The following is a 25,674-nucleotide window of genomic DNA, read 5'->3' on the forward strand; positions in this document are numbered from 1 at the left end:
TTTTATTTTTCAATATACGAAGTAAGATTTAGATTGAAAATTTACAATTTTCACGTTTTTATTAGAGTATAATGCATATGTTGGTTAGTTTTCAAAAACAAATGAGAGTGAGGGAATACAATGTCAATGAAAAACAAAGTTGGGCTAAGAATAGAGGATGGTATTAATTTAGCTTCAGCTCAGTTTAAAGAAGATGCGTATGAAATTTATAAAGAATCTAGAAAAATGCAACCTATCTTATTTGTGAATAAAACAGAATTAGGTGCAGAGTGGCTTATTACAAGATATGAAGATGCTTTGCCGCTATTAAAAGATAATCGCTTAAAAAAAGATCCGGCCAATGTATTTTCTCAAGATACATTGAATGTCTTTCTTACTGTTGACAATAGTGATTATTTAACGACGCACATGTTAAATTCAGATCCACCTAACCATAATCGTTTACGATCACTCGTACAAAAAGCCTTTACACCGAAGATGATCACGCAATTGGAAGGAAGAATAGAGGATATTGCAGATGATTTGTTAAATGAAGTCGAGCGAAAAAGTTCATTAAATCTTGTTGATGATTACTCGTTCCCTTTACCGATTATTGTAATAAGTGAAATGCTCGGCATTCCAAAAGAAGATCAAGCGAAATTTAGAATTTGGTCTCATGCTGTCATTGCTTACCCAGAAACGCCAGAAGAAATAAAAGAAACCGAAAAGCAACTATCTGAGTTTATTACATATCTCCAATATTTAGTTGATGTTAAGAGACAAGAACCAAAAGAGGACTTGGTGAGTGCTTTAATACTTGCAGAAAGTGAAGGATATAAACTTAGCGCTAGGGAACTATATTCAATGATAATGTTACTAATTGTGGCGGGACACGAAACAACGGTAAATTTAATTACAAATACGGTATTAGCGCTTCTTGAAAATCCGAATCAATTACAGTTATTAAAAGAAAATCCCAAATTAATTGATGCAGCTATTGAGGAAGGGTTACGATATTATTCTCCAGTTGAGGTTACAACTTCAAGATGGGCGGCTGAACCTTTTCAAATCCATGACCAAACAATTCAAAAAGGAGATATGGTTGTCATTGCATTAGCTTCCGCCAACCGTGATGAAGCAGTATTTGAAAACCCAGAAGTATTCGATATTACTCGGGAGAATAATCGTCATATTGCCTTTGGCCATGGTAGCCATTTCTGTTTAGGCGCTCCACTTGCTAAGTTAGAAGCAAAGATTGCTATTACTACTTTGTTTAAGCGAATGCCTGAACTACAAATAAAAGGGAATCGTGAAGAAATGAAATGGCAGGGTAATTATTTAATGCGTTCTTTAGAGGAATTGCCTTTAAATTTCTAGAATAGTTAAAAGGAGACATGCATACATCGAAATTAATTTACATAGAGTATGTATGTGTTATTTAAATTCGAAACGGAAGGGTGAAAACATCCCAATGATCAACTAATTCTATTTGTAAGAGATCTTCGTTAAAAAACGAAATATTCTTCTGAATAGGATTAGTCTGTGCATTTATAGAAAAGGGATGTATTTCGCTCTGCGAATATATAGTCTTTTTATATGATTTGTGCTGCCTCCTGTTCAGAACATGAAATAGGGGGCTTTTTTTATGTCGACAAATGTAGTAACGAAACAAAACAATGGGGTATCACAAGTATTAAAAAATCGGTTTGTGCAAGGAATTCTTGCATCAGCATTATTTTTACAAATTGGAATATGGGTTCGAAACTTTGCGGTATTACTGTATGTAATGGAAATGACGAAAGGTGATGCTTTTGCTATTTCGATGATTTCAGTTGCGGAGTTTGCTCCAATTTTCATCTTTTCTTTTATTGGTGGAACGTTTGCTGATAGGTGGAAGCCAAAGAAGACGATGATATGGTGTGAAACGTTAAGTTCCATATCAGTATTCGTTGTATTAATTACACTTATGTTTGGAACATGGAAAATCGTGTTTTTTGTCACACTTATTTCTGCAATCCTTTCGCAGTTTTCTCAACCATCAGGTATGAAATTGTTTAAACAGCATTTATCAACAGAACAAATCCAATTAGCGATGTCAATATATCAAACAATATTTGCGATTTTTATGGTATTAGGACCGATTCTTGGAACATTTATCTTTCATAGTTTTGGAATTTATATTTCAATCATCATAACAGGTATCGCTTTTTTACTTGCTGCAGCTGTGTTGTTATTTCTACCGAAAGATCTTGAGAATGATAATGAGAAGAAAGAAATCACGCTATTACAGGAGATGCTGGATGGGATTAAATATGTGAAAAAGAAAAAAGCATTAACTTTGCTTGGCCTTTGTTTTATGGCAGCAGGACTCGGTATTGGTTTAATTCAGCCACTTGGTATATTTATTGTAACTGAGCAGTTAGGGTTATCAAAAGAGAGTTTGCAATGGTTACTAACAGTAAATGGCGCGGGTATGATTGTTGGCGGAGCTTTAGCGATGGTATTTGCGAAAAACGTAGCTCCGCAAAAGATGTTAATTGTAGGGATGCTCGGTCAGGCGATCGGCATTGGTATTATAGGTTATTCGACGAATTTATGGGTAACACTCACAGCACAACTTTTTAGTGGGTTAGCTCTTCCGTGTATCCAAATAGGGATTAATACGCTCATTATTCAAAATAGTGATACTGATTTTATCGGTCGTGTAAATGGCATTTTAAGTCCATTATTTACCGGTTCAATGGTAGTAACAATGAGTATTGCTGGTTCGTTAAAAGAAATGTTTTCATTAAGTACGATGTATGAGGGCACAGCTTTACTATTTATAATTGGATTATTATTTATTTTACCGATATACAATTTGAAGCCAGTAATAGCAATAGAAAATGAAATAAGTGATAAAGGAAGTGTTGTACAAAATGAATCCTAATCCAAATGTTAAGTACCCTATTGAAGCAAATCAAAATGTCCAATTTATAAAAAATACAATAACAAAAGCTAATATACTCATTGGAGACTATTCATATTATGATGCGAAAGATGGAGAAACATTTGAAGATCGTGTATTACATCATTATGAATTTCTTGGAGATCGCCTTATACTTGGAAAGTTTTGTTGTATTGCAAATGGAGTTACCTTTATTATGAACGGAGCGAATCATCGGATGGATGGATTTTCGGCATATCCATTTAATATATTTGGAAATGGGTGGGAGAAGTATACACCTAATTTGTCTGATTTACCTTACAAAGGTGATACAGTTATAGGAAATGACGTTTGGATTGGTATGGATACAACGATTATGCCCGGAATAAAAATAGGAGATGGTGCAATCATTGCAGCTAAATCTGTTGTGACTAGAGACGTCGCACCATATACAATTGTTGGTGGAAACCCTGCAAATAAAATAAAGGAACGATTTACAAATACAATAGTAGAAGAATTATTGCAAATTCAATGGTGGCATTTTGACATTGAAAAAATAACAGAAAATATAGATGCTATTGTTCAAGGAGACATTGAACCATTAAGAAAGCTAAAAAGGTAATAAAAAATGCATAACAAAGAGTATCATACCTCCGAATTTTGTTAATGATATTAGAACAAGGAGGTGTGATACTATGGCACAAGACGTTTTATGTGAAGTAAACAACTGTAAATTTTGGGCTAACGGCAATAAATGTAGTGCAGATGCAATTTATGTAGTAAGTCATAAAGGGAAACATGCATCTACTACGGAAGAAACAGATTGCAAAACTTTTGATCCAGAAATATAAAATTTTTGAAGGGTAGCCAAATCGTGGTTGCCCTTTTATTAATTATAGTATTGATAATAAATCTCATTTTCATTCATTGTTTTTAACTTTTCTTTTTATTTTTTCATATTTTCTTCATAAGTGATGTAATCCAGAGCAATTCATGTTCAATACGCGATTTACTAAATTCAATGACTTCTGTAATAAAAGATGAGCTAACATGTAAAGATTGAATGGCAGTAAGCTGTTTATGTAGTACGTCTTGGCGTATTGTTAAAATTTCTTTTCTAGCTTCGTAATCAAGTTTTTCAAATAGCGCGATACGCACAAGGAATTCAGCGTTATTTGTCGCAATCTTTTCGGGAAACTCTCTTAACATTTCATAAAAAATTTCTTCTCCTGTTTCAGTTATGTCGTACATATTTCGGTTTGGCTTTCCGACTTGTTTATGTATTTTTTTCGTTATAGCACCCATATTTTCGAAGCGCCGAAGAGCGGGATACAGTGTATTATGATTTAATTCGAAATTCTCACCTAACCGATTTTGAACATTTTTCTTTATTTCATATCCATGTTTTGGTCCAGTCGTTAATTCTGCTAGTAATAAAATGTCAACATACATAAAAATCCCCCTTATATATTTCTCAAGTTCTCCAATGAAAAATCCCCTTTAGCATATGTTAAAATAACATATGCTAAATTATACAACTTTGAACTACCGACCTATCACTTTTATTGTAAAAGAAAAGGGAGGAAAGAACTATGGCTTCGCCTGAAAATGTGATTTTAGTTCATGAAATTTCAAAGCTGAAAACAAAAGAAGAATTGTGGAATCCGTATGAGTGGTATCAATTTATGAGGGACAATCATCCAGTTCATTATGATGAGGAGCAGGATGTATGGAATGTTTTTTTATACGATGATGTAAATCGAGTTTTATCGGATTATCGCTTATTTTCAAGTAGAAGGGAACGAAGACAATTCGCAATCCCACCTTTAGAAACGAGAATAAATATAAACTCTACTGATCCACCAGAACATCGCAATGTACGTTCTATCGTTTCTAAAGCATTTACTCCAAGAAGTATAGAACAATGGAAACCTCGAATACAGTCTATCGCAAATGAACTTGTACAACATATCGGAAAATATAGTGAGGTTAATATCGTTGAAGAGTTTGCTGTACCTTTACCTGTTACCGTCATATCCGATTTATTAGGAGTGCCAACAACGGATCGTAAAAAAATTAAAGAATGGTCTGATATTTTATTTATGCCGTATAGTAAAGAGAAATTTAACGATTTGGATGTAGAAAAAGGAATTGCGTTAAATGAATTTAAAACGTACCTGCTTCCAATTGTTCAAGAGAAAAGATATCATTTAACCGACGATATTATTTCAGATTTAATACGAGCTGAATATGAAGGCGAAAGATTAACCGATGAAGAAATAGTTACTTTTTCTTTAGGTTTATTAGCGGCAGGTAATGAAACAACTACAAATTTAATTATTAATAGCTTTTATTGCTTTTTAGTGGATTCACCTGGAATATATGAAGAGTTAAGAAAAGAACCTACATTAATTTCAAAAGCGATTGAGGAAGTATTACGCTATCGCTTTCCCGTTACATTAGCTAGGAGGATTACAGAGGACACAAATATATTTGGACCTTTTATGAAAAAGGATCAAATGATTGTTGCATGGGTAAGTGCAGCAAATGTAGATGAGAAAAAATTCTTACAAGCTTCTGAGTTTAATTTACACAGAATAGGAAATGAAAAGCATTTAACCTTTGGTAAAGGTCCTCACTTTTGCTTAGGGGCACCACTTGCACGTTTAGAAGCTGAAATTGCATTAACTACCTTTATAAATGTCTTTGAAAAAATAGAGTTATCTCCATCGTTCAATTTAGAAAAATGTATATTGGAAAATGAACAAACATTAAAATATTTACCTATTCTTTTGAAAACTAGGTAAAACGTTCAGCAAGGTACAAAATTACTGTACCTTGTTTTTAATTTCTCAATTGTAAATTTTTAGCGGGCTATTTAGTATGGAAGTGTGTGAAAAAGAGCAGAGGAGGATGGTTATGTTAACGTGTAATGGAAGTAAAACGTTTCAAACATTTATTAAAGCTGTAACGGATTTAATGGATAGTAATTTATTAGAAAATCAAATTGTTTGTGCGATTGAAAAATTATTAGAAGAACTTTTAGAAAAGAAAACATGGCTTCCGCTAGAAAAACAGAAGGCGAATTCGGCTCAATATGCACGACACTTGTTATATGAAGATCCTTTAGAGCGATTTGAAGTATTAGCTCTTGTATGGAAAGATGGACAATCTACACCTTTACATGATCATGATGGTACATGGGGAGTAGAAGGTGTTTTTACAGGAAGTATAATGGTGCAGAACTTTATACAAACTAAGCAGCTTGAAAATTCACTTGTTTATTTAACACATACAGGAAATCTTTATTTGGGAGAAGGAAAAACAGATAAAGTCATTCCACCAGCTGATTGTCATATTCTTGAAATAGGTGAAAATGAAAGCGTTGTCACTATTCATATTTACGGAAAACGTTTAGAAAAGTTTAAAATATACGTCCCAACTGAAGAAAAGAATGTGTACATGTGTGAGACGAAATATATTACTTATAGTTCATAGTTTAAAATCAAAAACTTTTCTTTAAAAAGAAAAGTTTTTGATTTTATTATTAATTATTTCTTGACCTGAAACGCTTTTCATAAATTATAAATAAGGAGTACTTCACGAGATTAGTATGAAAACGATACCTATTGTTTATAATGAACTCGTGTATTTATAGAAAGTGGTGAAGAAATAATGAAATTAATCGCAATTGATTTAGATGGAACTCTTCTTTCGGGGAATAAAATGATTAGTAAAGAGAATGCAGAAGCAATTCGAAAATGTCAGGAAGCGGGCCATGTTGTAGCAATTTGTACAGGACGTTCTATCGTCGACATTGAACGATTATTGTTAGAAGTTAATTTAGAGTGTCCAATTATCGCTGAGAATGGTGCACTTATATATAAAGATAAAAAAATGATGAAGAGATATCCAATTCAAAATATGCAAGCACTTGAGATTGTAGAATATCTTGAAGAGAATGGCTTATATTATCAGCTTTATACTGATAAAGGTGTATATGTACCAGATTATGGGGTAGAGAGTGTGCGTAATGAGATCGAATATGTGAAGAATTCAAAAGAAAATTTTGATTTGAAAGAGTTAGAAACGATTGCAGCATTATATCTCGAACATACAGCATTTCATAGTGCGGAAAGTTGTAAACCAATTGTAGAAACTGATATACATGTGCATAAGCTTTTACCATTTTCTTATGACATAGAAAAGTTAAAAAAGTTAAAAGCAGCGTTTCTGCATAATACTGATTTAGCAATTACATCTTCATATTGGCATAACTTAGAAATTAATCATCGAGATGCTCAAAAAGGAAATGGATTATATACTTTAGCAGAACATCTGAATATTCCGGTTGAAAATACTGTAGCCATAGGTGATGGGCTAAATGATGTATCCATGATGGAAAAAGCAAACATATCAATTGCAATGGGGAACGCAGTCGAAGAAATAAAAGCGATGTGTCAATACGAAACCTTATCAAATGAAGAACACGGTGTTGCACACGCTTTATATAAATATGTAATGTAATATAAAAAGAAAAAAGAATCCAAATAGATTCTTTTTTTCTTTTTATTAGGGGTAAGGTATTCTATGAGATTCATAGAAGCCTTATTACTTTTCATTATATAGAATATATTGGAATTAATGTTTATATTTTTCATATCAATTGTGAAAATTTTATGAACTTTATATATTTTGTATTTTTATACTACTAAAAGTGATGTATATGATTCTCATATCAAAAACTATGTGCGGGGTGAGTACAGTACAAATGTATTGAAGGGTCATTTTTCATGCAAATTCTTTTCTGTTTTTAATCGAAAAATAATATTTGTTCGAATAATTATTCTGTAGCTATATACCTAAAGGCACATTCTTCGTATAATGGAGAAGTATAAATTTTGAATTTGTATTAATTTTACATATTGAGGTGAAAAAGGAATGAATGCGCGGCTAATGGAACTTATTGATGTGAGTACAATAGAAACCATGGCAGAACAGTTTTATAAATTAACCAACATATCACATCAACTTCTTGATGCTGAAAAAGAATGTATATTTTCTTTTGGAATAAATGAGATGAAAATATGTAAACTTCCCAAAATTGAAATCCCCATTTTTTTATACAATCAACATTTAGGATCTTTTGTAGTATGGTCAAACAAAAGTGACATTTTCAATTGTCAAAAATACTTTGAAATGCTTTCAAATCTAATTATAGATGGAGCAAAAAAGGTATTTCAAAGTAAAAATACAACGTTGCTTTCTCGAAAAGAGGAGGAACTACATACGATTTTACAAAACATGCCTGTTATGGTTGATGCGCTTGATTATAATGGAGATTTTGTTTTGTGGAATCGGGAGTGTGAAATTGTAACAGGTTATACCGCTGAAGAAATAATAGGAAATCCAAATGCCCTTCAATTATTGTACCCAGATCAGAATTATCGTCACCAAATACAAACGAAATTTTTAACTTGTGGAAAAAATTTCAGGGATTGGGAAATGCACTTAACATGTAAAAATGGTGAAATCAAAACAATCATGTGGTCCAATATATCAGAACAGTTTCCTGTAACAGGATATAGCTATTGGGCTGTCGGAGTAGATATTACACATTTAAAAGCGATAGAAGAGCAGTTAAAACAACAAACGTCTGAATTGGAATTAATTTTTAAGGCTTTACCAGATTTATGTTTCTTAACAGAAGATGATGGCACAATTATAGATTATAAAGCAGGATCCCCTTCGAAATTTTACGTACCGGCACAAGCTTTTATGGGAAAAAAGTTTTTCGAAGTATTACCATCTCCAGTAGCACAGCAGTTTCAGGAAGCAATTCATCAAGTGAAGGAAAAAGGAACGAATGTAATTGTTGAATATCCACTTACAATTAATGGGAGTATGGATTTCTTTGAAGCTAGATGCTTACCATTATTACATGATAAAATTATGATCATTGTACGCGATATTACAGAACGGAAAAAGACAGAAGAATTGCTAAATAAATCAGATACACTTGCAGCAATTGGTCAATTAGCAGCTGGTGTGGCTCATGAAGTGAGGAACCCATTAACTGTCATTAAAGGGTTTATACAGCTATTTCAAATTAATAAAGAAGATCAAGAAAAATATTTTGATTTAATGCTTTCTGAAATTGAAAGAATAGAAGCGATTCTTCAAGAGTTTTTATCAATTGCTAAAACAGATGAGATAAATACAGAACAAAAAAATATTTATCAAATTTATAATAATGTCGTATCGTTAATGAATACAAAAGCAATTATGACGAATATTCAAGTGGAACTATATGCGGACACAAAAGACATAAGCATTGAATGCTCAGAAAATCAATTGAAACAAGTGTTTATTAATATTTTGCAAAATTCAATCGAAGCTATGCCAGATGGCGGGAAAATTACAATTCATATTAAAGAGATAAACGATGAAGGTGTCATTATTCATGTAATTGATGAAGGAATAGGGATACCTGAAGATAGAATTAAGAGATTAGGTGAGCCTTTTTATAGTACGAAAGAAAAAGGTACTGGTATCGGATTAATGTTAAGTTATAAAATCATTGAAAGTCATCAAGGGAATATAAGTATTATGAGTGAAGTTGGAGTCGGGACAACAGTAACGATTTACTTGCCGAAAGCGCAGAGTGAAAAATCTCTATCAAGTTATGATGATAGATTCGAATCAATACGTCCAATTATTAACTCTTAAATTACTAAATCCTCAATAACCAAAAGTTAAGCTTTCGGTTATTGGGGATTTTTATATTTAATTTAGTAAACTTTACCTTTTCTTAACCATTGTTTTAATTTCTATTAAGTTTTTATCAGTATATTAATATTTGTGCAAAGTACTGTATAGAAAATGTGCATTACTTTTAATATATAGATTCAATTATTATTAGGAATTCTGTAAGGAGGAGATTAAGACAAAGTGAAAAAGCAAGAGAAAAAAAGTGATAGAGCAATACCGACGCGGTTAAATATTTTATTTCTTTGTGTATTTTTATTATTTTCTGCAATGATTATACAGTTAGGTAAAGTGCAAATTTTCGATGGAGAGACTTATAAAAATGAAGTAGAAAAGAGAGAAAATGCAACTGTGAGCCTATCTGTCCCACGTGGAAAAATATTTGATCGAGAAGGGAATCCAGTTGTTGATAATACATCTTTGCGTACGATCACGTACACAAAGATGAAAGGTGTAAAATCAGAAGATATATTAAAAACCGCAAGACAACTAGCAGACATAATTGAAATGCCGCAAGAAGATATAGCTAAGTTAACTGAGACAGATAAGAAAGATTTTTGGATGCAATTAAATCCGAAACTGGCTGAAAATCTAGTATCGAAAAAAGAAATAGATACATTTAGAGAAAAGGATATTAGCGGCAAGAAGCTTGATAAAAAAATAGAAGAGTTAAAAAGAAAACGGGTTACAGATAAAAATCTTCAGGAATTAACGGAGAAAGATATAAAAGTGTTAGCTATTAAAAGTAAGATGACTTCTGGTTATCAAATGGCTCCTCAAATTATTAAAAAAGATGTTAGTGAAAAGGAATTTACTATAATTAGTGAAGGTTTAGCGAATCTCCCAGGTGTAGACGTATCGGTTGATTGGGAGAGAGTGTATGTAAATGATGGATTATTCCGATCTGTTCTTGGAAATGTTTCTAATTCCGATGAAGGATTACCAAGTGAACGATTAGATTACTACTTGGTACGTGATTATAGCCGAAATGATAGGGTTGGAAAAAGTTATATCGAGCAGCAATATGAAGATGTACTTCATGGTACAAAAAAAGAAGTAAGAAGCGTTGCAGATAAACAAGGTAATACAATTAGAACGGAAACCGTTTCTGAGGGAAAGAGCGGTAAGAATTTAACTTTAACAATAGATATGGAATTACAGAAGAAAGTAGAAGAAAGTATTGAAAAAATATTAAAGGCATATAAAGGGTCAGAATCCATGTTGGACCGTGCTTTCGTTGTGATGATGAATCCGAAAAACGGACAAGTATTATCCATGGCTGGGAAAAGACTTGTAGAAAAAGACGGAAAAACAGAAGTTGAAGACTATGCATTAGGCACATTGACTAGTTCTTATGAGCTTGGATCAACAGTTAAAGGTGCGACAGTTTTAACTGGATTTGAAACGAAAGCTATAACACCAGGTACTTATTTTTATGATGCACCTATGAAGTTTAAAGGAACTAAGGAAAAAAAGTCTTGGAAAGAGTTTGGAAATATTGATGATTTAAGAGCGTTACAAGTCTCTTCAAACGTTTATATGTTTCATACAGCATTAAAAATTGCAGGCGTAGATTATGTGAAAAATAGTTCATTAAATATTAAACAGGAGTACTTTGATAAAATGAGGTATTATTTCAGGCAATTTGGATTAGGTGTTCCAACGGGTATTGATTTACCGAATGAAACAGCTGGACAAATTGGTAAAAAAGATAATCAACCTGGTTTCTTACTAGACTACTCAATTGGCCAGTATGACACTTATACGCCACTTCAGCTTGTACAGTATATTTCAACAATCGCAAACGGTGGATATCGAATGAAGCCACAAATTGTTCAAGAGGTAAGAGAGCAAACGTCGCAAAAAGATGAGATTGGTAAAGTGGTGCATTCAGTAGAACCAATCGTTTTAAATAAGATAGATATGAAAGAGGAATATATAAATCAAGTAAAAGAAGGATTTAGAAGGGTATTCCAAGAAGGTGATGGAACAGGAGTAAGGGCGTTCCAAAAAGCATCTTATAAGCCAGCAGGTAAAACAGGGACAGCACAGACAGTATACGGTGGAGAAAGTGATATTGGAAGAAATGAAAAAGGTGAGCGAAGAGAATGTTATAATTTAACGTTAGCAGGATATGCGCCGTATGATAATCCTGAAGTAGCATTCTCTGTAGTTGTGCCGTGGGTTATTAATGATAAATCTGGTATTAACTCTGATATTGGAAAAGAAGTTTTAGATGCTTATTTTGAATTAAAAAATAAGCGATTGACTGGAGAAACTACAAAAATAGATGGCTCTCAAGAAGGTTAAAATATATGAAATGTTATAGAAACTAGAGTCGACTTATTTAGAAATAGGTTCAAAATGGGTGATAGAGAGGTAAAATCATTCTATCAATTATTCACATTTTATAAAATAAATCATATATTGATAGCATAGGACAAGCTGAAAAGCTTATTCTAACCTCACAGAACACTCCTTATCACGGTTTGGCATCTACATATGTAGATGCCTTTTTTAATTTAATCACTAACAATTATTTATCAACCTAAAGTAGCAAGCATATTAGGACTATTAGGTGAAGATTGACGGTAATAATTACAGTATGCTTAATAAGCGAATTGAAATGTAAGGAGTGAGAAATAAGTGCTAAATATTTTAGTGGTTAATTTTCCAGCAGAGGGACATGTAAATCCTACATTACGTTTAGTCAAAGCCTATACTGAACGAGGTGATCACGTACATTATATTACGACAGAACAATTTAAAGGCAGAATTGAAGATTTGGGAGCTACTGTATATACACATCCAGATTTATTAAAGGAGATTTCTATTGATTCTGAAACTCCAGATGGGCTGAATTCTTTCTTTCGTGTACATGTTCAAACTTCTTTATATATATTAGAAATTACGAAACAATTATGTGAAAACATACATTTTGATTTCGTAATTTATGATATATTTGGCGCTGGAGAGTTAGTAAAGGAGTATTTACAAATTCCAGGCGTACTTTCTTCTCCTATATTTTTAATTCCTCCAGAATTTTTGGAGACTTTACCTTTTCATCCAAATGCACAAATACAATTCCAGCCTGATGAAATTTCTGAAAAGTTACTACGTCAAATGGAACATGAATTTGGAGTAAAGCCCAAAAATAATCTTCAATTTATGCATAATAAGGGAGACATTTCACTCGTGTACACAAGTCGATATTTTCAACCTAATAGCGATTCGTTCGGAGAAAATAACATTTTTATTGGGCCGAGTATTTCAAATCGTAAAACAAATGTAGAGTTTCCACTTGAATTACTTAAAGGTAAGAAAGTTATTTATATTTCAATGGGGACACTACTTGAAGGACTCGAACCATTCTTTAATACTTGCATTGATACTTTCTCAGATTTTGATGGAATAGTTGTAATGGCAATTGGTGATAGAAATGATCGTTCAAAAATTAAGAAAGCGCCAGACAATTTTATAATTGCTTCATACGTACCCCAATCAGAAATATTAAGTGAAGCAGATGTCTTCATTACACATGGTGGTATGAATAGCGTACACGATGCCATTTATTTTAATGTCCCATTTGTTATAATTCCACACGATAAAGACCAGCCAATGATAGCACAAAGATTAACTGAACTTGAAGCAGCACATCGATTATTGAAAGAACATGTTAATGTGCAAACTTTAAATGAAGCGGTAACAGAGGTTCTTTCAAATGAAAAGTATAAACATGGTATACGAAAACTGAATGATAGTTTTATAGAATGTGGTGGTACTAAAGAAGCAATTGAAGTTATAAAATCTCTTCTAAATAAATAGTATGGACAATATAAAAGCATAGAGGATTAACCTATATGCTTTTATATTATTATCCTGCAAATTGCACAGCAGTATTTGCATGTAAAAAAGCGGTATCAAAAACAGGTACAGTAAGGTCGTTTTGAGAAATAAGCAAAGGTATTTCAGTGCAGCCTAGTAGTATACCTTCTGCGCCGTTTTGAATTAATGAATTTGTAATTTGTAATAGTTTTTCTTTTGATGTTTCTGAAATAATTCCTTTACTTAATTCATTTAAAATAACATGATGAATAAAATTTCTCTCCTCTTCATTTGGGATGATTGTCTCAATATTAAAATTCGCTAGACGTGATTTATAGAAGTCTTGTTCCATCGTTTGTTTCGTACCTAATAGTCCGATACGCTTTATATTCTGTTCTACCATTTTTTTAGCACTTACATCACCAATGTGAAGAAGTGGAATAGATATTGCATTTTCTACTTCCTCAGCAAATAAATGGACCGTATTGGAACACATTAATAAACAATCAGCTCCGGATTTTTCAACCTTTTTTGCAACTGTGACTAGTTCATTTTTCACTTCTTCGTATTGATGATTTTGTAATAAAGTAGTTACTTCACCAAAGTCCATGCTATATAAAACAAGCTTTGCATTTTGATCATATTGAGAGAGTGTAAGTGTATTAATATGTTTATAGTATAACGATGTAGATTCCCAACTTAGTCCACCAATTAAACCGATTACTTTCATCGTACATTCCTCCCGTAACTATTTTGAATTCATTATTTCATAATTCCGATAAGAATACAATGATTTAAATGTACCGTTGAACAAAAAATAAAAATAATTAGAAAAGTGTTGAAATTTACACTTATTAGTGCCATAATACGAATTACAAATTAATACTTATCCAGAGAGGTGGAGGGAACGGCCCTATGAAACCTCAGCAACCCCTATATAAATTTATAGGAAGGTGCTAATTCCGCAGAGGACACGATGTGTTTTTTGGAAGATAAGAGGATTCTTGAACGTGAAAGAAAATGACCTCTTATGTAAGAGGTCATTTTTTGTTGTATAGAAAGGGAGTGTCAATGCATAATTCATTTTCAAAATAAATATAGAGTAATAAAAGTTGACTAATACGAGAGGGGAATTGTAATGAACAAATTATCAACAAAGTTAGTAGTAGCAATCGGAATTGGAGCAGCATTATACGGGATATTAGGACTTTGGGGATTTTCTATTGCACCAAATACATTTATTAAACCTGCATTAGCTATTTTAACCGTATTTGGAGCGTTATTCGGTCCAGTGGCAGGACTTTTAATAGGACTTATCGGTCATACCGTAACAGATACAATCGCTGGTTGGGGTATTTGGTGGGGGTGGGTTATTAGTTCAGGCATTATCGGATTTGCAATGGGACTCATTCAAAAAAGAGTTAGCTTTAGTGTGAAAAACGGGACGTATAATAAGCGGGATATTTCTTATTTAGCCATTACTGGGTTAATTGGTATTGTCATTGCTATTATATTTGCTGGCGCATTCGATATTATTGTGATGGGAGAACCGTTTGACAAAATTATTATACAAGTATTAGGAGCAACAATTGCGGATGTTATTGTATTTCTAGTTCTTGGATTGCCAATTACAATAGGTCTAGCTAAATCTAATAAGAAACATACACATTTAAAAATTGAAAAGTAGGGATGTTAACATGCAACCAATTATTTCTTTTGAACAATTCAGCTTTCAATATGAGCATGCGGCGCAGACTACTGTAAAAGACATTACGTTTCATATATATCCTGGGGAAAAAGTGTTAATCGCTGGACGTAGTGGTTCAGGGAAGTCAACGTTAGCTCATTGTATCAATGGGCTAATTCCCTTTTCTTATGGGGGGATTAGTACTGGTAATATTTTAATTGCCGGAAAAGACCCGAGGAAAGGGAGTGTTTTTGAACAGAGTAAACAGGTAGGAACAATTTTGCAAGATCAAGATGCTCAATTTATTGGTCTTACAGTAGAAGAAGATGTAGCTTTTTATTTAGAAAATGAATGTGTAAATCAAAATGAAATGAAAAAAATTGTTTCAGACTCATTAAAAAAGGTAAAGATGCATTCTTTTCATAAACAAAGTCCACATGAATTATCAGGAGGTCAAAAACAAACTGTTTCTCTAGCAGGGTTGTTAACAACGAATGCCAATATATTATTATTTGATGAACCTTTAGCGAATTTAGATCCTGTAAGTAGCTTACATACAATAGAACTTATTAAAGATATACATAAACAATATAATAAAACAATTGTAATTATTGAACATCGAATAGAAGAAATGTTAAATCTGGATTTAGATAAAATCATTTTAATGGATGAAGGGGAAATTGTTGCGATAGGCACTCCGGAAGAGATTTTAACGTCAAATATATTGCCATCTATCGGCTTAAGAGAACCTATGTACATAGAAGGATTAAAGAGATTACCTTTTGATAGTAATAATGCCGGAATATATCCACTTGAAAATCTTCAAAGAGAAAGTGTTAGTAGCGCAATAAATGAGTGGGTGGAAAAGCAAGTCTTTTGTAAAAGGAATCCTACAAACAAAGAATTATTAAAAGTAGAAAATTTGTCGTTCTCCTATCCTAATAAACAAAAAGTATTAGAGAATATAAATTTCTCAATAAAAGAAGGGGAAATTGTAGCACTTTTGGGTCATAATGGAGCTGGAAAATCAACATTAGCTCATAGTCTTATAGGCATAAACAAAACAAAAAATGATAGGATTTTATTTAATGGAGTAAATATCAATTCTTGGTCTATTCGTAAACGTGGAGAGATTATATGTTATGTGATGCAAAATCCAAATCATATGATTACGCAACTTACTGTTATAGAAGAGGTTTCATTTTCATTAAAATTAAAAAAGGTTTCAAATGAAGAAATTAGGCTTAGAGCGGAAGAAACATTAAAAATTTGTGGTTTGTATCCATTTCGTAATTGGCCAATTCAGGCATTAAGTTATGGACAAAAAAAGAGAGTAACGATTGCATCTGTACTAACAACAAATCCGAAACTTATCATTTTAGATGAACCGACAGCGGGACAAGATTATTATCATTATAAACAGTTTATGTCGTTTATTAAAAAACTAGCTGCAAAGGGAATATCTTTTATTTTTATCACACACGATATGAATCTCGCATTAGAATATGCAGACAGAGCAATCGTTTTACATGAAGGGAAAATTATTGCGAATAATACCTCGTCTATCGTATTAGGACATTCAGAAACGTTACAAAGAGCGAAACTTAGGGAAAGTTCATTATTCAAGTTAGTTAAATTTAGTGGGATTGCATACCCTGAAAGGTTTATAGAACTTTATTTTGAGGTTACTAGGAGGGAGGAGCATGTATAGTACATACTTTCATCGTATGGATGGAGCAGTGAAAGTGTTGTTATTTATTTTTTGTATGACACTTACTTTTTTGTTTTTTGATTTTCGTATATTGCTTATTGTATTTATGATTGGCTGTATCGGACTTCTTGTTGCAAAAATTCCATTTCGTAAAATTTGCATTGTTTTTACTGTTATATTTACATTTAGTGTATTAAATTCTGTAATGATTTTATTTATTACACCAACTCATGGATCTGAATTAACCACATCATATACTTCGTTTTTACATATCGGATATGCAACCATTACATATGAAACATTATTTTATGCAGCTACACTTTCATTAAAATATTTTACGTTATTACCTTTTACACTTATTTTTATATATACGACTGATCCAAGCGAATTTGTGAGTAGCTTAAGTAAATTTCGAATTCATTATAAGATTACATATGCAATAAATATTGCATTACGTTATATACCTGATATTCAGTCCGAATATAAAGTTATTAAACATGCGCAAGAGGCGAGAGGAGTAGCTTTTGAAAAAGGAGAAGCAAGTTTATGGATTCGTATGAAAAACCGTGTCTTAATTTTCTGGCCTTTAATTATTCATTCACTAGATAGAATCGATACAGTTTCAAATGCAATGGATTTAAGGGGATTTGGAAAGAAAAATACACGAACTTGGTTTTATACAAATAAAGCGAAAAGCGGGGATTTCATTGCTTTATTTGTAGGTGTTTTTATTTTAATTGTTGCAGTGTATTTAAAGTTACATGTATTTGAAGACTTTTGGTATCCATTTTAAAGCACTCTCAAATGAGTGCTTTTACTTATTTTTATGTAGACATGCTCAAAAAAGGGATATTTACATAATGTATAATACGAACCAGTTAAAATGATCAACTACCTATTAGTTTTCAAACCAAAAGGAGGAGAAAATATGAGTTACGGTGGTTCTTGTGGTTTTGGTGGAGGTTTCGCTTTATTAGTTGTGTTATTTATTTTATTAATTATCGTTGGATGCAGCTGCTGGGGCGGAGGGTACTAATTTCTAATTAGTCTCCACAAATGTAAACTTAAAAAACATAGAAGATACTTATGTATCGAAACAAATAAAAAAGGAGCAATTATGCTCCTTTTTTATTTGTTTTCAGATGAGTTATAATTACATTTCGGGAATGTGATTGTCAAAGTTGTACCTTTATTAACAATGCTTCGGATCTTTAAACTACCTTGCATCGTTTCAATGATCTTAACAGCAACCATTGTACCTAAACCTGTACCCTTCGTTTTTGTACTAAAATATGGTTCGCCGAAGCGATTTATTTGCTCTTGTGACATACCAATTCCGCTATCCTCAATTCGTATGATAACTTTATTATTACTAATAGATGAGGAGATATGTAAAGTACCGCCATTAGGCATTGCTTCAATACCATTTTTTACTAAATTTAAAAAGCATTGTTGAAAGTGCTGTTTATTACCGACAATTGTTGCGGTAGAGAAATCTTTTGCAATATGTATTGTATTCATATTGCATAATGGTAAGATCATATTTATAACTCGATTTAACTCTTGTTCTACTGAAATATGATCTAATTTTTCTGAAGCAGGTTTGGCAAACGTTAAATAATCATCAATAATTCCTTGGGCACGATGTAACTCTTCAAGTATATGTTCAATATACTCATCTCTTGATTCTGGAGTTAAATTGGGTGTTTTTAAAAGTTGAGTAAATCCTTTTACGACAGTTAAGGGATTTCTTACTTCGTGAGATATACTAGCAGCGAGTTGACTAACAATCTCCATTTTTTCCATTTTAATTAACTTCGATCGCATACATACTGCATCTTTTAAAACTTCATTAAAATAAATGACAAATAACATCAAAATAGTTGGTAATATGATGAAATAAATAATGTATAAATTATTCACTTCAAAATCTGATAAAGTTAATACAATTACAGTTGTAAATATTGCTAGAAAAAATGTTAAAAACATTGCATAAGCTACTTTATTTTTTCTATTATACTTATTAAATTTTGCGGATGCGAATGCTGTAAAAATAAACATTGTGCCATAAACTAGTATGGTTAACATACTAAATCCATAAAATGAAAATCTTGTAATTAATAAAATAGCAAACAATATGATACCAACAGGGAAGCCACCATAAAGCGTACCTATTATAACTGGTATTTGTCTTAAATCATGAATACAATTTTCATCCATATAAATAGGATAGCGCATACATAAAATAAGAGGTATACTCGTACAAAGTATAATAAGTAGTTTTTTATATTTCTTTAAATAGTGCCCGCTATCATATATAAAATAGAAAATAAATATACTAATTAGAATGTAAAGAAGATTATTTAATACGTTTTGATTAATATAAACAAAGTTCATAGTATTTGCCTCGTAATTTTGAATTTCCATTTCAAATATATTATACATGATTATAGTAGAAACTTTTTGCATTTATTAATATAAGTTTATATCTTTTTAGCATTAGCCACGTTTAGCCACTCTTTATAAAATGTTTCAACCGATGCATATCGTTTAATTCGGTTGTCATTTACAGCGCGAAACGCTATTTCATGTAACTCTTTACTTGCTTCCCAGTTTGTAAAGGAGCAATCTTTTCCACCGCCCAAGAGAGCAAAAGCCATTGCCCCCATATTAAATACATTTGTTCTTGCATCAATCATAGCATTTAGCTGGAATTCTTCAGGAGACATAAAACGAGAGGAACCCCATAATCTTCCCATTTTATTCACGTATGGCTTTTTAGAATATAAATCAATATCACAAATCTTCGTCTCGTTTGTATGAAAATTATATAAAATACTACCGTCATAAAAATCTATTGCTACATAGTTTTTCTTTTCGACAAATGTATGGAAAGAAAAAATAGAATTTAAGGATTGAATTCGTTCCATAACTGATAAATGCTTAAATTTATAAAATGGAGAATTTAGATTTTTATATTTTTCAGGAGGCGGGAAACTCCAATGCGAATGAAGACATTCACCATCAAACCAATCGAAAATTAATACATATCCAGTGTGAACTGGAAAGTGTTCAATTAGTTTTATAAGTGAGTCATGCTTTAATTCCTCGTATAGGGAAACTGAATTTTTTAATTTTTCAATAGCGTCTCCCATTGTCCCTTTATATGCAAGTGTTTGTGCCCCTGCATATTTAATAAATTTCTTATGACCATTTTTTTCTACACCAAAAGATAGATTTCCTGAATCTTGCTGGTCAAAAACCGCAAATACGGTTCCTAATTTCGTAAGCCAATCAAAATTATGATGTTCTTTTAATTGGAATGTTATTTGATTCAACTGAATTTCAACTGGAATATCTTTCATAACATACCTCACATTTATTATAATTAAGTTGTATATTTCAGTATTCGACATATTTTGTGAAAATCCTATGTTAATCACATGAAATTTTATAAATATAATAATAAACACTTATAAGAGGGTGAACAATATGGAACAACAAATCGTTATTAAACCATATCAAAAAGATTGGTATGAAGAGTATTTAATAGAAAAAGAGAAATTTATTTCATTATTTGGAGGAGAATGTATTGCTATTGAACATATAGGAAGTACATCCGTAGAGGGATTAGGAGCGAAACCTCTAATAGATATGATGATCGGCGTAACAGATTTGCAAATTATCGAAAAGTGGATTGAAACACTATTAAAAATTGGATATGAATATGTTCCAAAAGAAACACCTAATCGGCGTTTTTTTAGAAAGGGAAAATGGAGGGCGGGTACCCATCATTTACATGTTTATATTTATAATAGTGACGAATGGAAAAACAATCTTTTATTTCGAGACTTTCTAATAAAACATGAATGGGCACGTAAAGAATATAGAGAATTAAAAGAGAAACTTGCAGCTACATATCCTTTTAATCGTGTTTCATATACAAAGAAAAAGGCACCGTTTATTCAAAGAATTTTAGAATTGGCCAAAACTCAAAAAAATTAAAATTACAGATTCTTATCTGAAAAATTTTGAAAACCCCCTCCTATGTTATTTATAGGGAGGGATTTTTCTTTTGTCATAACGATGTACATTATTTCTAATTATTGGAGACGGATTATTTTATTTATTTCGATATTTCTAGTACATTGAAAATATTAAGGGGGAATTAAACAATGAAAGCTATTGTACATCAATATAAAAAAGGGGTAGAAGGATTAGAATATAAATTTTCATCTGAAACAAATCCTAATGCCGGTGAAGTAAAAGTAAAGTTAAAAGCTGCAGGGTTAAATCATAGGGATTTATTTATTATAAACAATAGAAAAGAAATGGAGCTGCCGTTAGTAATAGGGTCAGATGGTTCAGGAATTGTTACAGAAATCGGAGAAGGTGTTTCAAATAATTTATTAAATAGCGAGGTTATTATAAATCCTAGTATTGGATGGGATAATATTGCTGAAATACCTGAGTTACCAGAGGTGTTAGGTGGACCGAAAGATGGAACGTTTGCTGAATATGTTATTGTGCCAGCTGAAAATGCAGTGGCAAAACCGTCATATCTTTCTTGGGAAGAGTCTGGGGTTCTATCTTTATCGGCACTAACTGCATATAGAGCACTTTTTACAAAGGGTAGATTAAAGTGTGGAGAACATGTTTTAATTCCGGGGATAGGCGGCGGTGTAGCGACATTTGCCATGTTATTTGCAAAAGCAATTGGCGCAAAAGTAAGTGTTACTTCAAGGGTAGAGAGCAAAAGAAGGTTTGCCGAAACATATGGCGCAGACTTTTCTTTTAATAGTTCTGGAAATTGGGAAGAAAGTTTAAGCGGAGAGAAAGTAGATTTAATAATTGATAGTATAGGTCCAGCAACATTTTTAAAATACTTTGATGTATTAAAACCAAATGGGAGAATTGTTAATTTCGGTGCAAGCTCAGGAGATAAAATTGAATTACCATTGCGTGCATTATTTTATAACCAAATCGATATTATGGGGACATCTATGGGTAGCCGTGAGGAATTTAATGAAATGATTAAGTTTATAGAGAAATATAAGATTAAACCGATTATTGATAAAGTATATTCGTTAGAAGAAGCCATTCAGGCGTTAAATCGTATGGAACAAGGAGAACAATTTGGTAATATTGCACTTCGTATGTAATAAAAATATGATTTTGCAACTAGTATATTTAAATAGCTATGTTATGTATTTTACACATAAAAAGCATATGATTCGTATTGTTTGAAAGGTTTTTCAGCTTTATACATAATTAGCCGTTATAATTAGTCTTAATATTGTCAAATGAGTAATAGTAAAATGAGAATTAGATGAGAAAAGTTTAAGCCCATTTTCATATTGATGTTGTATACTGTGTAAATCAAGAACGCTTTTATTTAAGGAGAGAGTATTATGAATTACACAGTATTTCAATGGTTTAATAATTTTGCTGGATCGTCCAAACTATTAGATACGCTAATGATTGCTATTACAAATAGTGCTGTATATGTAGCAATTTTGTTTATGTTTATCTTATGGTTTAATAATGGAAAGAAAGTCAATGCCATTAAAAAACAATACACAGTGTTATATACGACACTTTCAGTCATTATCGCATTACTAGTAAATGTTGTGATACATGCGGTATATTACCATCCACGTCCGTTTGTATCACATGATGTACATCAATTAGTGCCACATGCAGCAGACTCATCATTTGTTAGTGATCATTCTGTACTTGTATTTTCCATTGCATTTGTATTTTTACTTAGAGGAGAAAAACTTAAATATGTCGCTCTTATTTGGGCAGTATTAGTTGGTGTATCACGTATGTACGTAGGAGTTCATTATCCTCTCGATATACTTGGTGCTGCTTTCTTAACATTTATTACGAGTAGTTTAGTAGTGCAAAGTACACGTATGTTTGAACCGATAGCGAAATTAGTATTTAAAATGTACGCATTGGTAGCGAAACGAATTCCTTTTTTAGCGAAATATAATCATATAGCTTAATTTTTATAAATAACTATTTGTAAGTTTGTTTAAAAGTTCTCCTTTGGAAAACCAGAGGGGAATTTTTTTATTATGCACAAGATAAGGGTATGCGTATGAAAAGAGTGGCGAAAGAATAACGGAATTAGCATCATAAGTTCCTATTAAATTATAAGTAAACCATCTTATGACGGAATATTCATAAATTTCACGCACCTTAATGTAAATACAAAAATATAATAAAAGCAGAAACAATAGCTACTTTCAGAACGATTTAAAGGGATTAAAAGGAAAAGTTCGAAACATATAGTATTGAAAGCAAAAACTACATAATTTCTAGCATATTTTTGCAGTAATTAATTGTAAAAGAAAGGAGATAAATATGCATAAACTTCAAACGAATAAAGGCGCTCGGTATTTTATGGTTGCTTTTATTGTTTTGTTTCTTATTATGCTTTCGCGTTTTTTCTATATTCAGGCAGTAGGGGTCGTCCATAATGTAGATGTAAAGGACCTGGCAACTGAACAACATAATAAAAAGGGTGTTTTGGAAGCAAATCGTGGCACAATATATGATCAAACTGGAAAGGTGTTAGTACAAGATTCCACAACGTATCGTATTGTTGTAAATTTAAAAGGTGAAAATAAAGTGAAAAATAAAGATGAAACCGCAAGGCAATTAGCTGATGCGCTTGAAATTGATAAAGAGGATGTATTAAAAAATTTTCATGATGGACGTACGCAAGTTGAAATCGGAAAAGTTGGTCGGAATTTATCTAGAGAATTGAAAGAACAAATCGGGAAAATGAAAATTCCGGGTGTTTCTTTTATGCCAGAGAAAGCAAGAGTGTATCCAAATGAAGATTTTGCATCTTATATTCTTGGTTTTGCTAGACCTGACGATAAAGGAAATACAGAAGGAAAATTCGGACTTGAAAAGAGTCTGGATAAATATTTGCGCTCGAAAAATGGAAAAATAGAATATGTGGGAGCACGAAAAGGCATCCCCCTTACAAATGATATAGGAAAAATAGAACCCGCTAAAAATGGAAATAACGTGTACCTTACGCTTGATAAACAAATTAATAGTTTTTTAGAAGAAGCGATGAATAAGGCACAAGAGCACTATGATCCTTCTATGTTAGTAGGAATCATAGCGGATCCAAAGACAGGTAAAGTTTTAGCGATGTCTAGTAAACCTAGTTTTAATCCTAATAAAGGCGACATTGAATACTTTTTAAATGATCCAATCGCAAATGCATTTGAACCAGGTTCAACAATGAAAGTATTTACGTTAGCTGCTGCAATTAATGAAGGTGTATATAACGGGAAGGAATATTTCCAATCCGGAAAATATTCAGTTGGTTCATCTGATATAAAAGATCATAACGGTGGATTTGGATGGGGATCTATTACATTTGATGAAGGGTTTGAAAGATCATCCAACGTGGCTTTTTCTATTTTAGAAGATCAGTTATTGAAACCGGATAAATTTAAGCAATATATGAATAAATTTGGATTCAACCAAAAAACCGGAATAGATTTACCTGGCGAAAGTAAAAATACATTATTATTAAATACACAAATTCAACAAGTCACAACTTCTTTCGGACAAGGTTCTACAGTAACTCCCATTCAATTAATCCAAGCAGCTACTGCTATAGCAAATGACGGAAAAATGATGCAACCATATATTGTTGACAAAGTTGTAAATCCGACAAACAAACAAGTTATTATGGAAAATCAACCGAAAGAAACTGGAAATCCGATAAAAAAAGAGACAGCGGACAAGGTAAGGAACTTAATGGAGCGTGTTATTACGTCTTCAAAAGGTACTGGCACAATGTATAAAGTAGATGGTTATCCAATAGGAGGTAAGACCGGAACGGCGCAAATTCCGAATCCTGAAAATGGACGATATATGGAAGGGAAAGAAAATTATATTTTTTCATTTTTAGGTATGGCTCCGATTGATGACCCAGAGTTAATTGTATACTTAGCTATTAAACAGCCAAAGTTAAAGGGAGACGAGTATGGAGCTCAGCCGCTTGCTGAAATATTTAAACCAGTTGTGAAAAATAGCCTTGAATATTTAAAGGTGAAACCATATACAGAAAAACAAATGACAGATGCAACGAAACGATCCCAATTAAAAGTACAAAACTATGTCAATCAATCAATGGATACAGTAGAGAATAGTGTGAAAAAAGAGAAGCTCCAACCGATAATTTTAGGCGAAGGAAAAATAATAAAACAATATCCACAATCTGGTGAAGTAATGAGTGAAGGGGATCGTATATTTTTATTAGGAAGCAACGCAAAAATGCCAAATTTACAAGGGTGGTCAATGCGTGATGTTATGTATTTCTCTAAATTATTAAAATTAGATTTAAAAACTACAGGTACGGGCTATGTAACGAGTCAGAGTATTGAAAAGGGACAAGATATACAAGAAGGCGATGCATTAATCCTAGAATTGGAACCACCGTTACAACCGTTAGCAGAGGCGAATACAAACTAATTCGGACAAAATGAAGGGTCTATATACAATAGGCTCTTTTTTTATAGATTTAAGTAATTTCACGCACCGTAATTTTTAGAAAAAATAATAAATAAAAGAATTAACAGAAACACGCCGTTAAATATCTGATTATTTTTTATTTACAGTTAAATTAATTTGTGATAATATGGAAAAAATCAAATGCAGTGAAGAGAAGAGTAAATAAAATGAATTTTTCACAGAGAGCTCCATTTAGCTGAAAAGGAGAAAAAATTCTTTATTGAACCA

Annotated in this window: 22 protein-coding genes, 1 riboswitch and 1 other annotated feature (1 of these 24 running past the window's edge); of the genes, 18 read left to right on the forward strand and 4 right to left on the reverse strand. The window is 32.1% G+C overall.

The window, feature by feature from the left end; translation table 11 throughout:
• Positions 1–120: 120 nt before the first annotated feature.
• The 4 genes from cypA to J0835_RS12660 all read left to right on the forward strand — a co-directional run bounded on the left by cypA (position 121) and on the right by J0835_RS12660 (position 3,756).
• A complete protein-coding gene (gene cypA, locus J0835_RS12645; protein WP_087980535.1) occupies positions 121–1,356 on the forward strand; it encodes a cytochrome P450 in 1,236 nt (411 codons plus the stop codon).
• Positions 1,357–1,624: 268 nt separating this feature from the next.
• On the forward strand, positions 1,625–2,908 hold the full coding sequence (locus J0835_RS12650; protein ID WP_061675034.1) for an MFS transporter: 1,284 nt from the start codon (positions 1,625–1,627) through the stop codon (positions 2,906–2,908).
• Complete coding sequence (locus J0835_RS12655) at positions 2,898–3,527, forward strand: Vat family streptogramin A O-acetyltransferase (protein ID WP_087980536.1); 630 nt, start codon at positions 2,898–2,900, stop codon at positions 3,525–3,527. The genes J0835_RS12650 and J0835_RS12655 overlap by 11 nt, the downstream gene beginning before the upstream one ends.
• A gap of 73 nt (positions 3,528–3,600) precedes the next feature.
• Entirely contained in the window at positions 3,601–3,756 is a 156-nt protein-coding gene (locus tag J0835_RS12660; RefSeq protein WP_071746091.1) for a DUF1540 domain-containing protein, read from the forward strand.
• A gap of 103 nt (positions 3,757–3,859) precedes the next feature.
• Here J0835_RS12660 and J0835_RS12665 read toward each other — a convergent pair whose 3' ends face one another.
• A complete protein-coding gene (locus J0835_RS12665; protein ID WP_076537946.1) occupies positions 3,860–4,357 on the reverse strand; it encodes a PadR family transcriptional regulator in 498 nt (165 codons plus the stop codon).
• A 140-nt stretch (positions 4,358–4,497) separates the two neighbouring features.
• Between J0835_RS12665 and J0835_RS12670 the strand changes: the two genes are divergently transcribed.
• From J0835_RS12670 to J0835_RS12695, 6 genes are all read left to right on the forward strand, one after another.
• Positions 4,498–5,712, forward strand: a complete 1,215-nt coding sequence (locus J0835_RS12670; RefSeq protein WP_087980537.1) for a cytochrome P450 — start codon at positions 4,498–4,500, stop codon at positions 5,710–5,712.
• Between the two features lie 112 nt (positions 5,713–5,824).
• Positions 5,825–6,403 (forward strand): cysteine dioxygenase family protein, encoded by a 579-nt coding sequence (locus tag J0835_RS12675; protein ID WP_087980538.1) that lies wholly within the window; start codon positions 5,825–5,827, stop codon positions 6,401–6,403.
• A 177-nt stretch (positions 6,404–6,580) separates the two neighbouring features.
• Positions 6,581–7,432, forward strand: coding sequence for a Cof-type HAD-IIB family hydrolase (locus tag J0835_RS12680; protein WP_087980539.1), 852 nt, complete (start codon positions 6,581–6,583; stop codon positions 7,430–7,432).
• A gap of 414 nt (positions 7,433–7,846) precedes the next feature.
• A complete protein-coding gene (locus J0835_RS12685) occupies positions 7,847–9,634 on the forward strand; it encodes a PAS domain-containing sensor histidine kinase (RefSeq protein ID WP_140386768.1) in 1,788 nt (595 codons plus the stop codon).
• A gap of 222 nt (positions 9,635–9,856) precedes the next feature.
• Entirely contained in the window at positions 9,857–11,983 is a 2,127-nt protein-coding gene (locus J0835_RS12690; protein ID WP_087980540.1) for a peptidoglycan D,D-transpeptidase FtsI family protein, read from the forward strand.
• 336 nt (positions 11,984–12,319) lie between these two features.
• Positions 12,320–13,498 (forward strand): macrolide family glycosyltransferase, encoded by a 1,179-nt coding sequence (locus J0835_RS12695; RefSeq protein WP_087980541.1) that lies wholly within the window; start codon positions 12,320–12,322, stop codon positions 13,496–13,498.
• A 49-nt stretch (positions 13,499–13,547) separates the two neighbouring features.
• On the opposite strand, the gene J0835_RS12700 is transcribed toward J0835_RS12695, so the two are convergent.
• The gene (locus tag J0835_RS12700) at positions 13,548–14,228 is read right to left on the reverse strand and encodes an aspartate/glutamate racemase family protein (RefSeq protein WP_087980542.1); all 681 of its coding nucleotides are present in this window, start codon (positions 14,226–14,228) and stop codon (positions 13,548–13,550) included.
• 153 nt (positions 14,229–14,381) lie between these two features.
• Positions 14,382–14,497, forward strand: a riboswitch (SAM riboswitch).
• A gap of 139 nt (positions 14,498–14,636) precedes the next feature.
• Here J0835_RS12700 and J0835_RS12705 point away from each other — a divergent pair.
• The 4 genes from J0835_RS12705 (at position 14,637) to J0835_RS12720 (ending at position 17,932) form a co-directional block, all read left to right on the forward strand.
• Positions 14,637–15,185 (forward strand): ECF-type riboflavin transporter substrate-binding protein, encoded by a 549-nt coding sequence (locus tag J0835_RS12705; RefSeq protein WP_087980543.1) that lies wholly within the window; start codon positions 14,637–14,639, stop codon positions 15,183–15,185.
• A gap of 10 nt (positions 15,186–15,195) precedes the next feature.
• Positions 15,196–16,896: an ABC transporter ATP-binding protein gene (locus tag J0835_RS12710; RefSeq protein WP_087980544.1), complete on the forward strand. Its 1,701-nt coding sequence runs from the start codon at positions 15,196–15,198 to the stop codon at positions 16,894–16,896.
• Positions 16,889–17,689: an energy-coupling factor transporter transmembrane component T family protein gene (locus J0835_RS12715; protein ID WP_087980545.1), complete on the forward strand. Its 801-nt coding sequence runs from the start codon at positions 16,889–16,891 to the stop codon at positions 17,687–17,689. The genes J0835_RS12710 and J0835_RS12715 overlap by 8 nt, the downstream gene beginning before the upstream one ends.
• Positions 17,690–17,824: 135 nt before the next feature.
• Positions 17,825–17,932, forward strand: a complete 108-nt coding sequence (locus J0835_RS12720) for a YjcZ family sporulation protein (protein WP_000120182.1) — start codon at positions 17,825–17,827, stop codon at positions 17,930–17,932.
• 92 nt (positions 17,933–18,024) lie between these two features.
• Here the strand turns inward: J0835_RS12720 and J0835_RS12725 are convergent, their stop codons facing one another.
• Both J0835_RS12725 and J0835_RS12730 read right to left on the reverse strand, forming a co-directional pair.
• Positions 18,025–19,293, reverse strand: a complete 1,269-nt coding sequence (locus tag J0835_RS12725; RefSeq protein ID WP_087980546.1) for a sensor histidine kinase — start codon at positions 19,291–19,293, stop codon at positions 18,025–18,027.
• A gap of 86 nt (positions 19,294–19,379) precedes the next feature.
• Positions 19,380–20,261 carry a protein kinase domain-containing protein gene (locus J0835_RS12730; RefSeq protein WP_087980547.1) on the reverse strand — a complete coding sequence of 294 codons (882 nt, stop codon included), beginning with the start codon at positions 20,259–20,261 and terminating at the stop codon, positions 19,380–19,382.
• A 127-nt stretch (positions 20,262–20,388) separates the two neighbouring features.
• On the opposite strand from J0835_RS12730, the gene J0835_RS12735 reads away from it, so the two are divergent.
• From J0835_RS12735 to J0835_RS12750, 4 genes are all read left to right on the forward strand, one after another.
• Positions 20,389–20,901 (forward strand): GrpB family protein, encoded by a 513-nt coding sequence (locus J0835_RS12735; protein WP_087980548.1) that lies wholly within the window; start codon positions 20,389–20,391, stop codon positions 20,899–20,901.
• Between the two features lie 170 nt (positions 20,902–21,071).
• Positions 21,072–22,058, forward strand: a complete 987-nt coding sequence (locus tag J0835_RS12740) for a zinc-binding dehydrogenase (RefSeq protein WP_087980549.1) — start codon at positions 21,072–21,074, stop codon at positions 22,056–22,058.
• A 249-nt stretch (positions 22,059–22,307) separates the two neighbouring features.
• Positions 22,308–22,907 carry an undecaprenyl-diphosphatase gene (locus J0835_RS12745; RefSeq protein WP_087980550.1) on the forward strand — a complete coding sequence of 200 codons (600 nt, stop codon included), beginning with the start codon at positions 22,308–22,310 and terminating at the stop codon, positions 22,905–22,907.
• Positions 22,908–23,268: 361 nt separating this feature from the next.
• Positions 23,269–25,407 carry a penicillin-binding protein gene (locus tag J0835_RS12750; RefSeq protein WP_087980551.1) on the forward strand — a complete coding sequence of 713 codons (2,139 nt, stop codon included), beginning with the start codon at positions 23,269–23,271 and terminating at the stop codon, positions 25,405–25,407.
• Positions 25,408–25,583: 176 nt separating this feature from the next.
• Positions 25,584–25,674: a binding site (T-box leader), on the forward strand; it runs 168 nt beyond the window's last position.

The sequence above is a fragment of the Bacillus cereus group sp. Sample62 genome (assembly GCF_036851315.1).
Classification (GTDB): Bacteria; Bacillota; Bacilli; order Bacillales; family Bacillaceae_G; genus Bacillus_A; species Bacillus_A wiedmannii.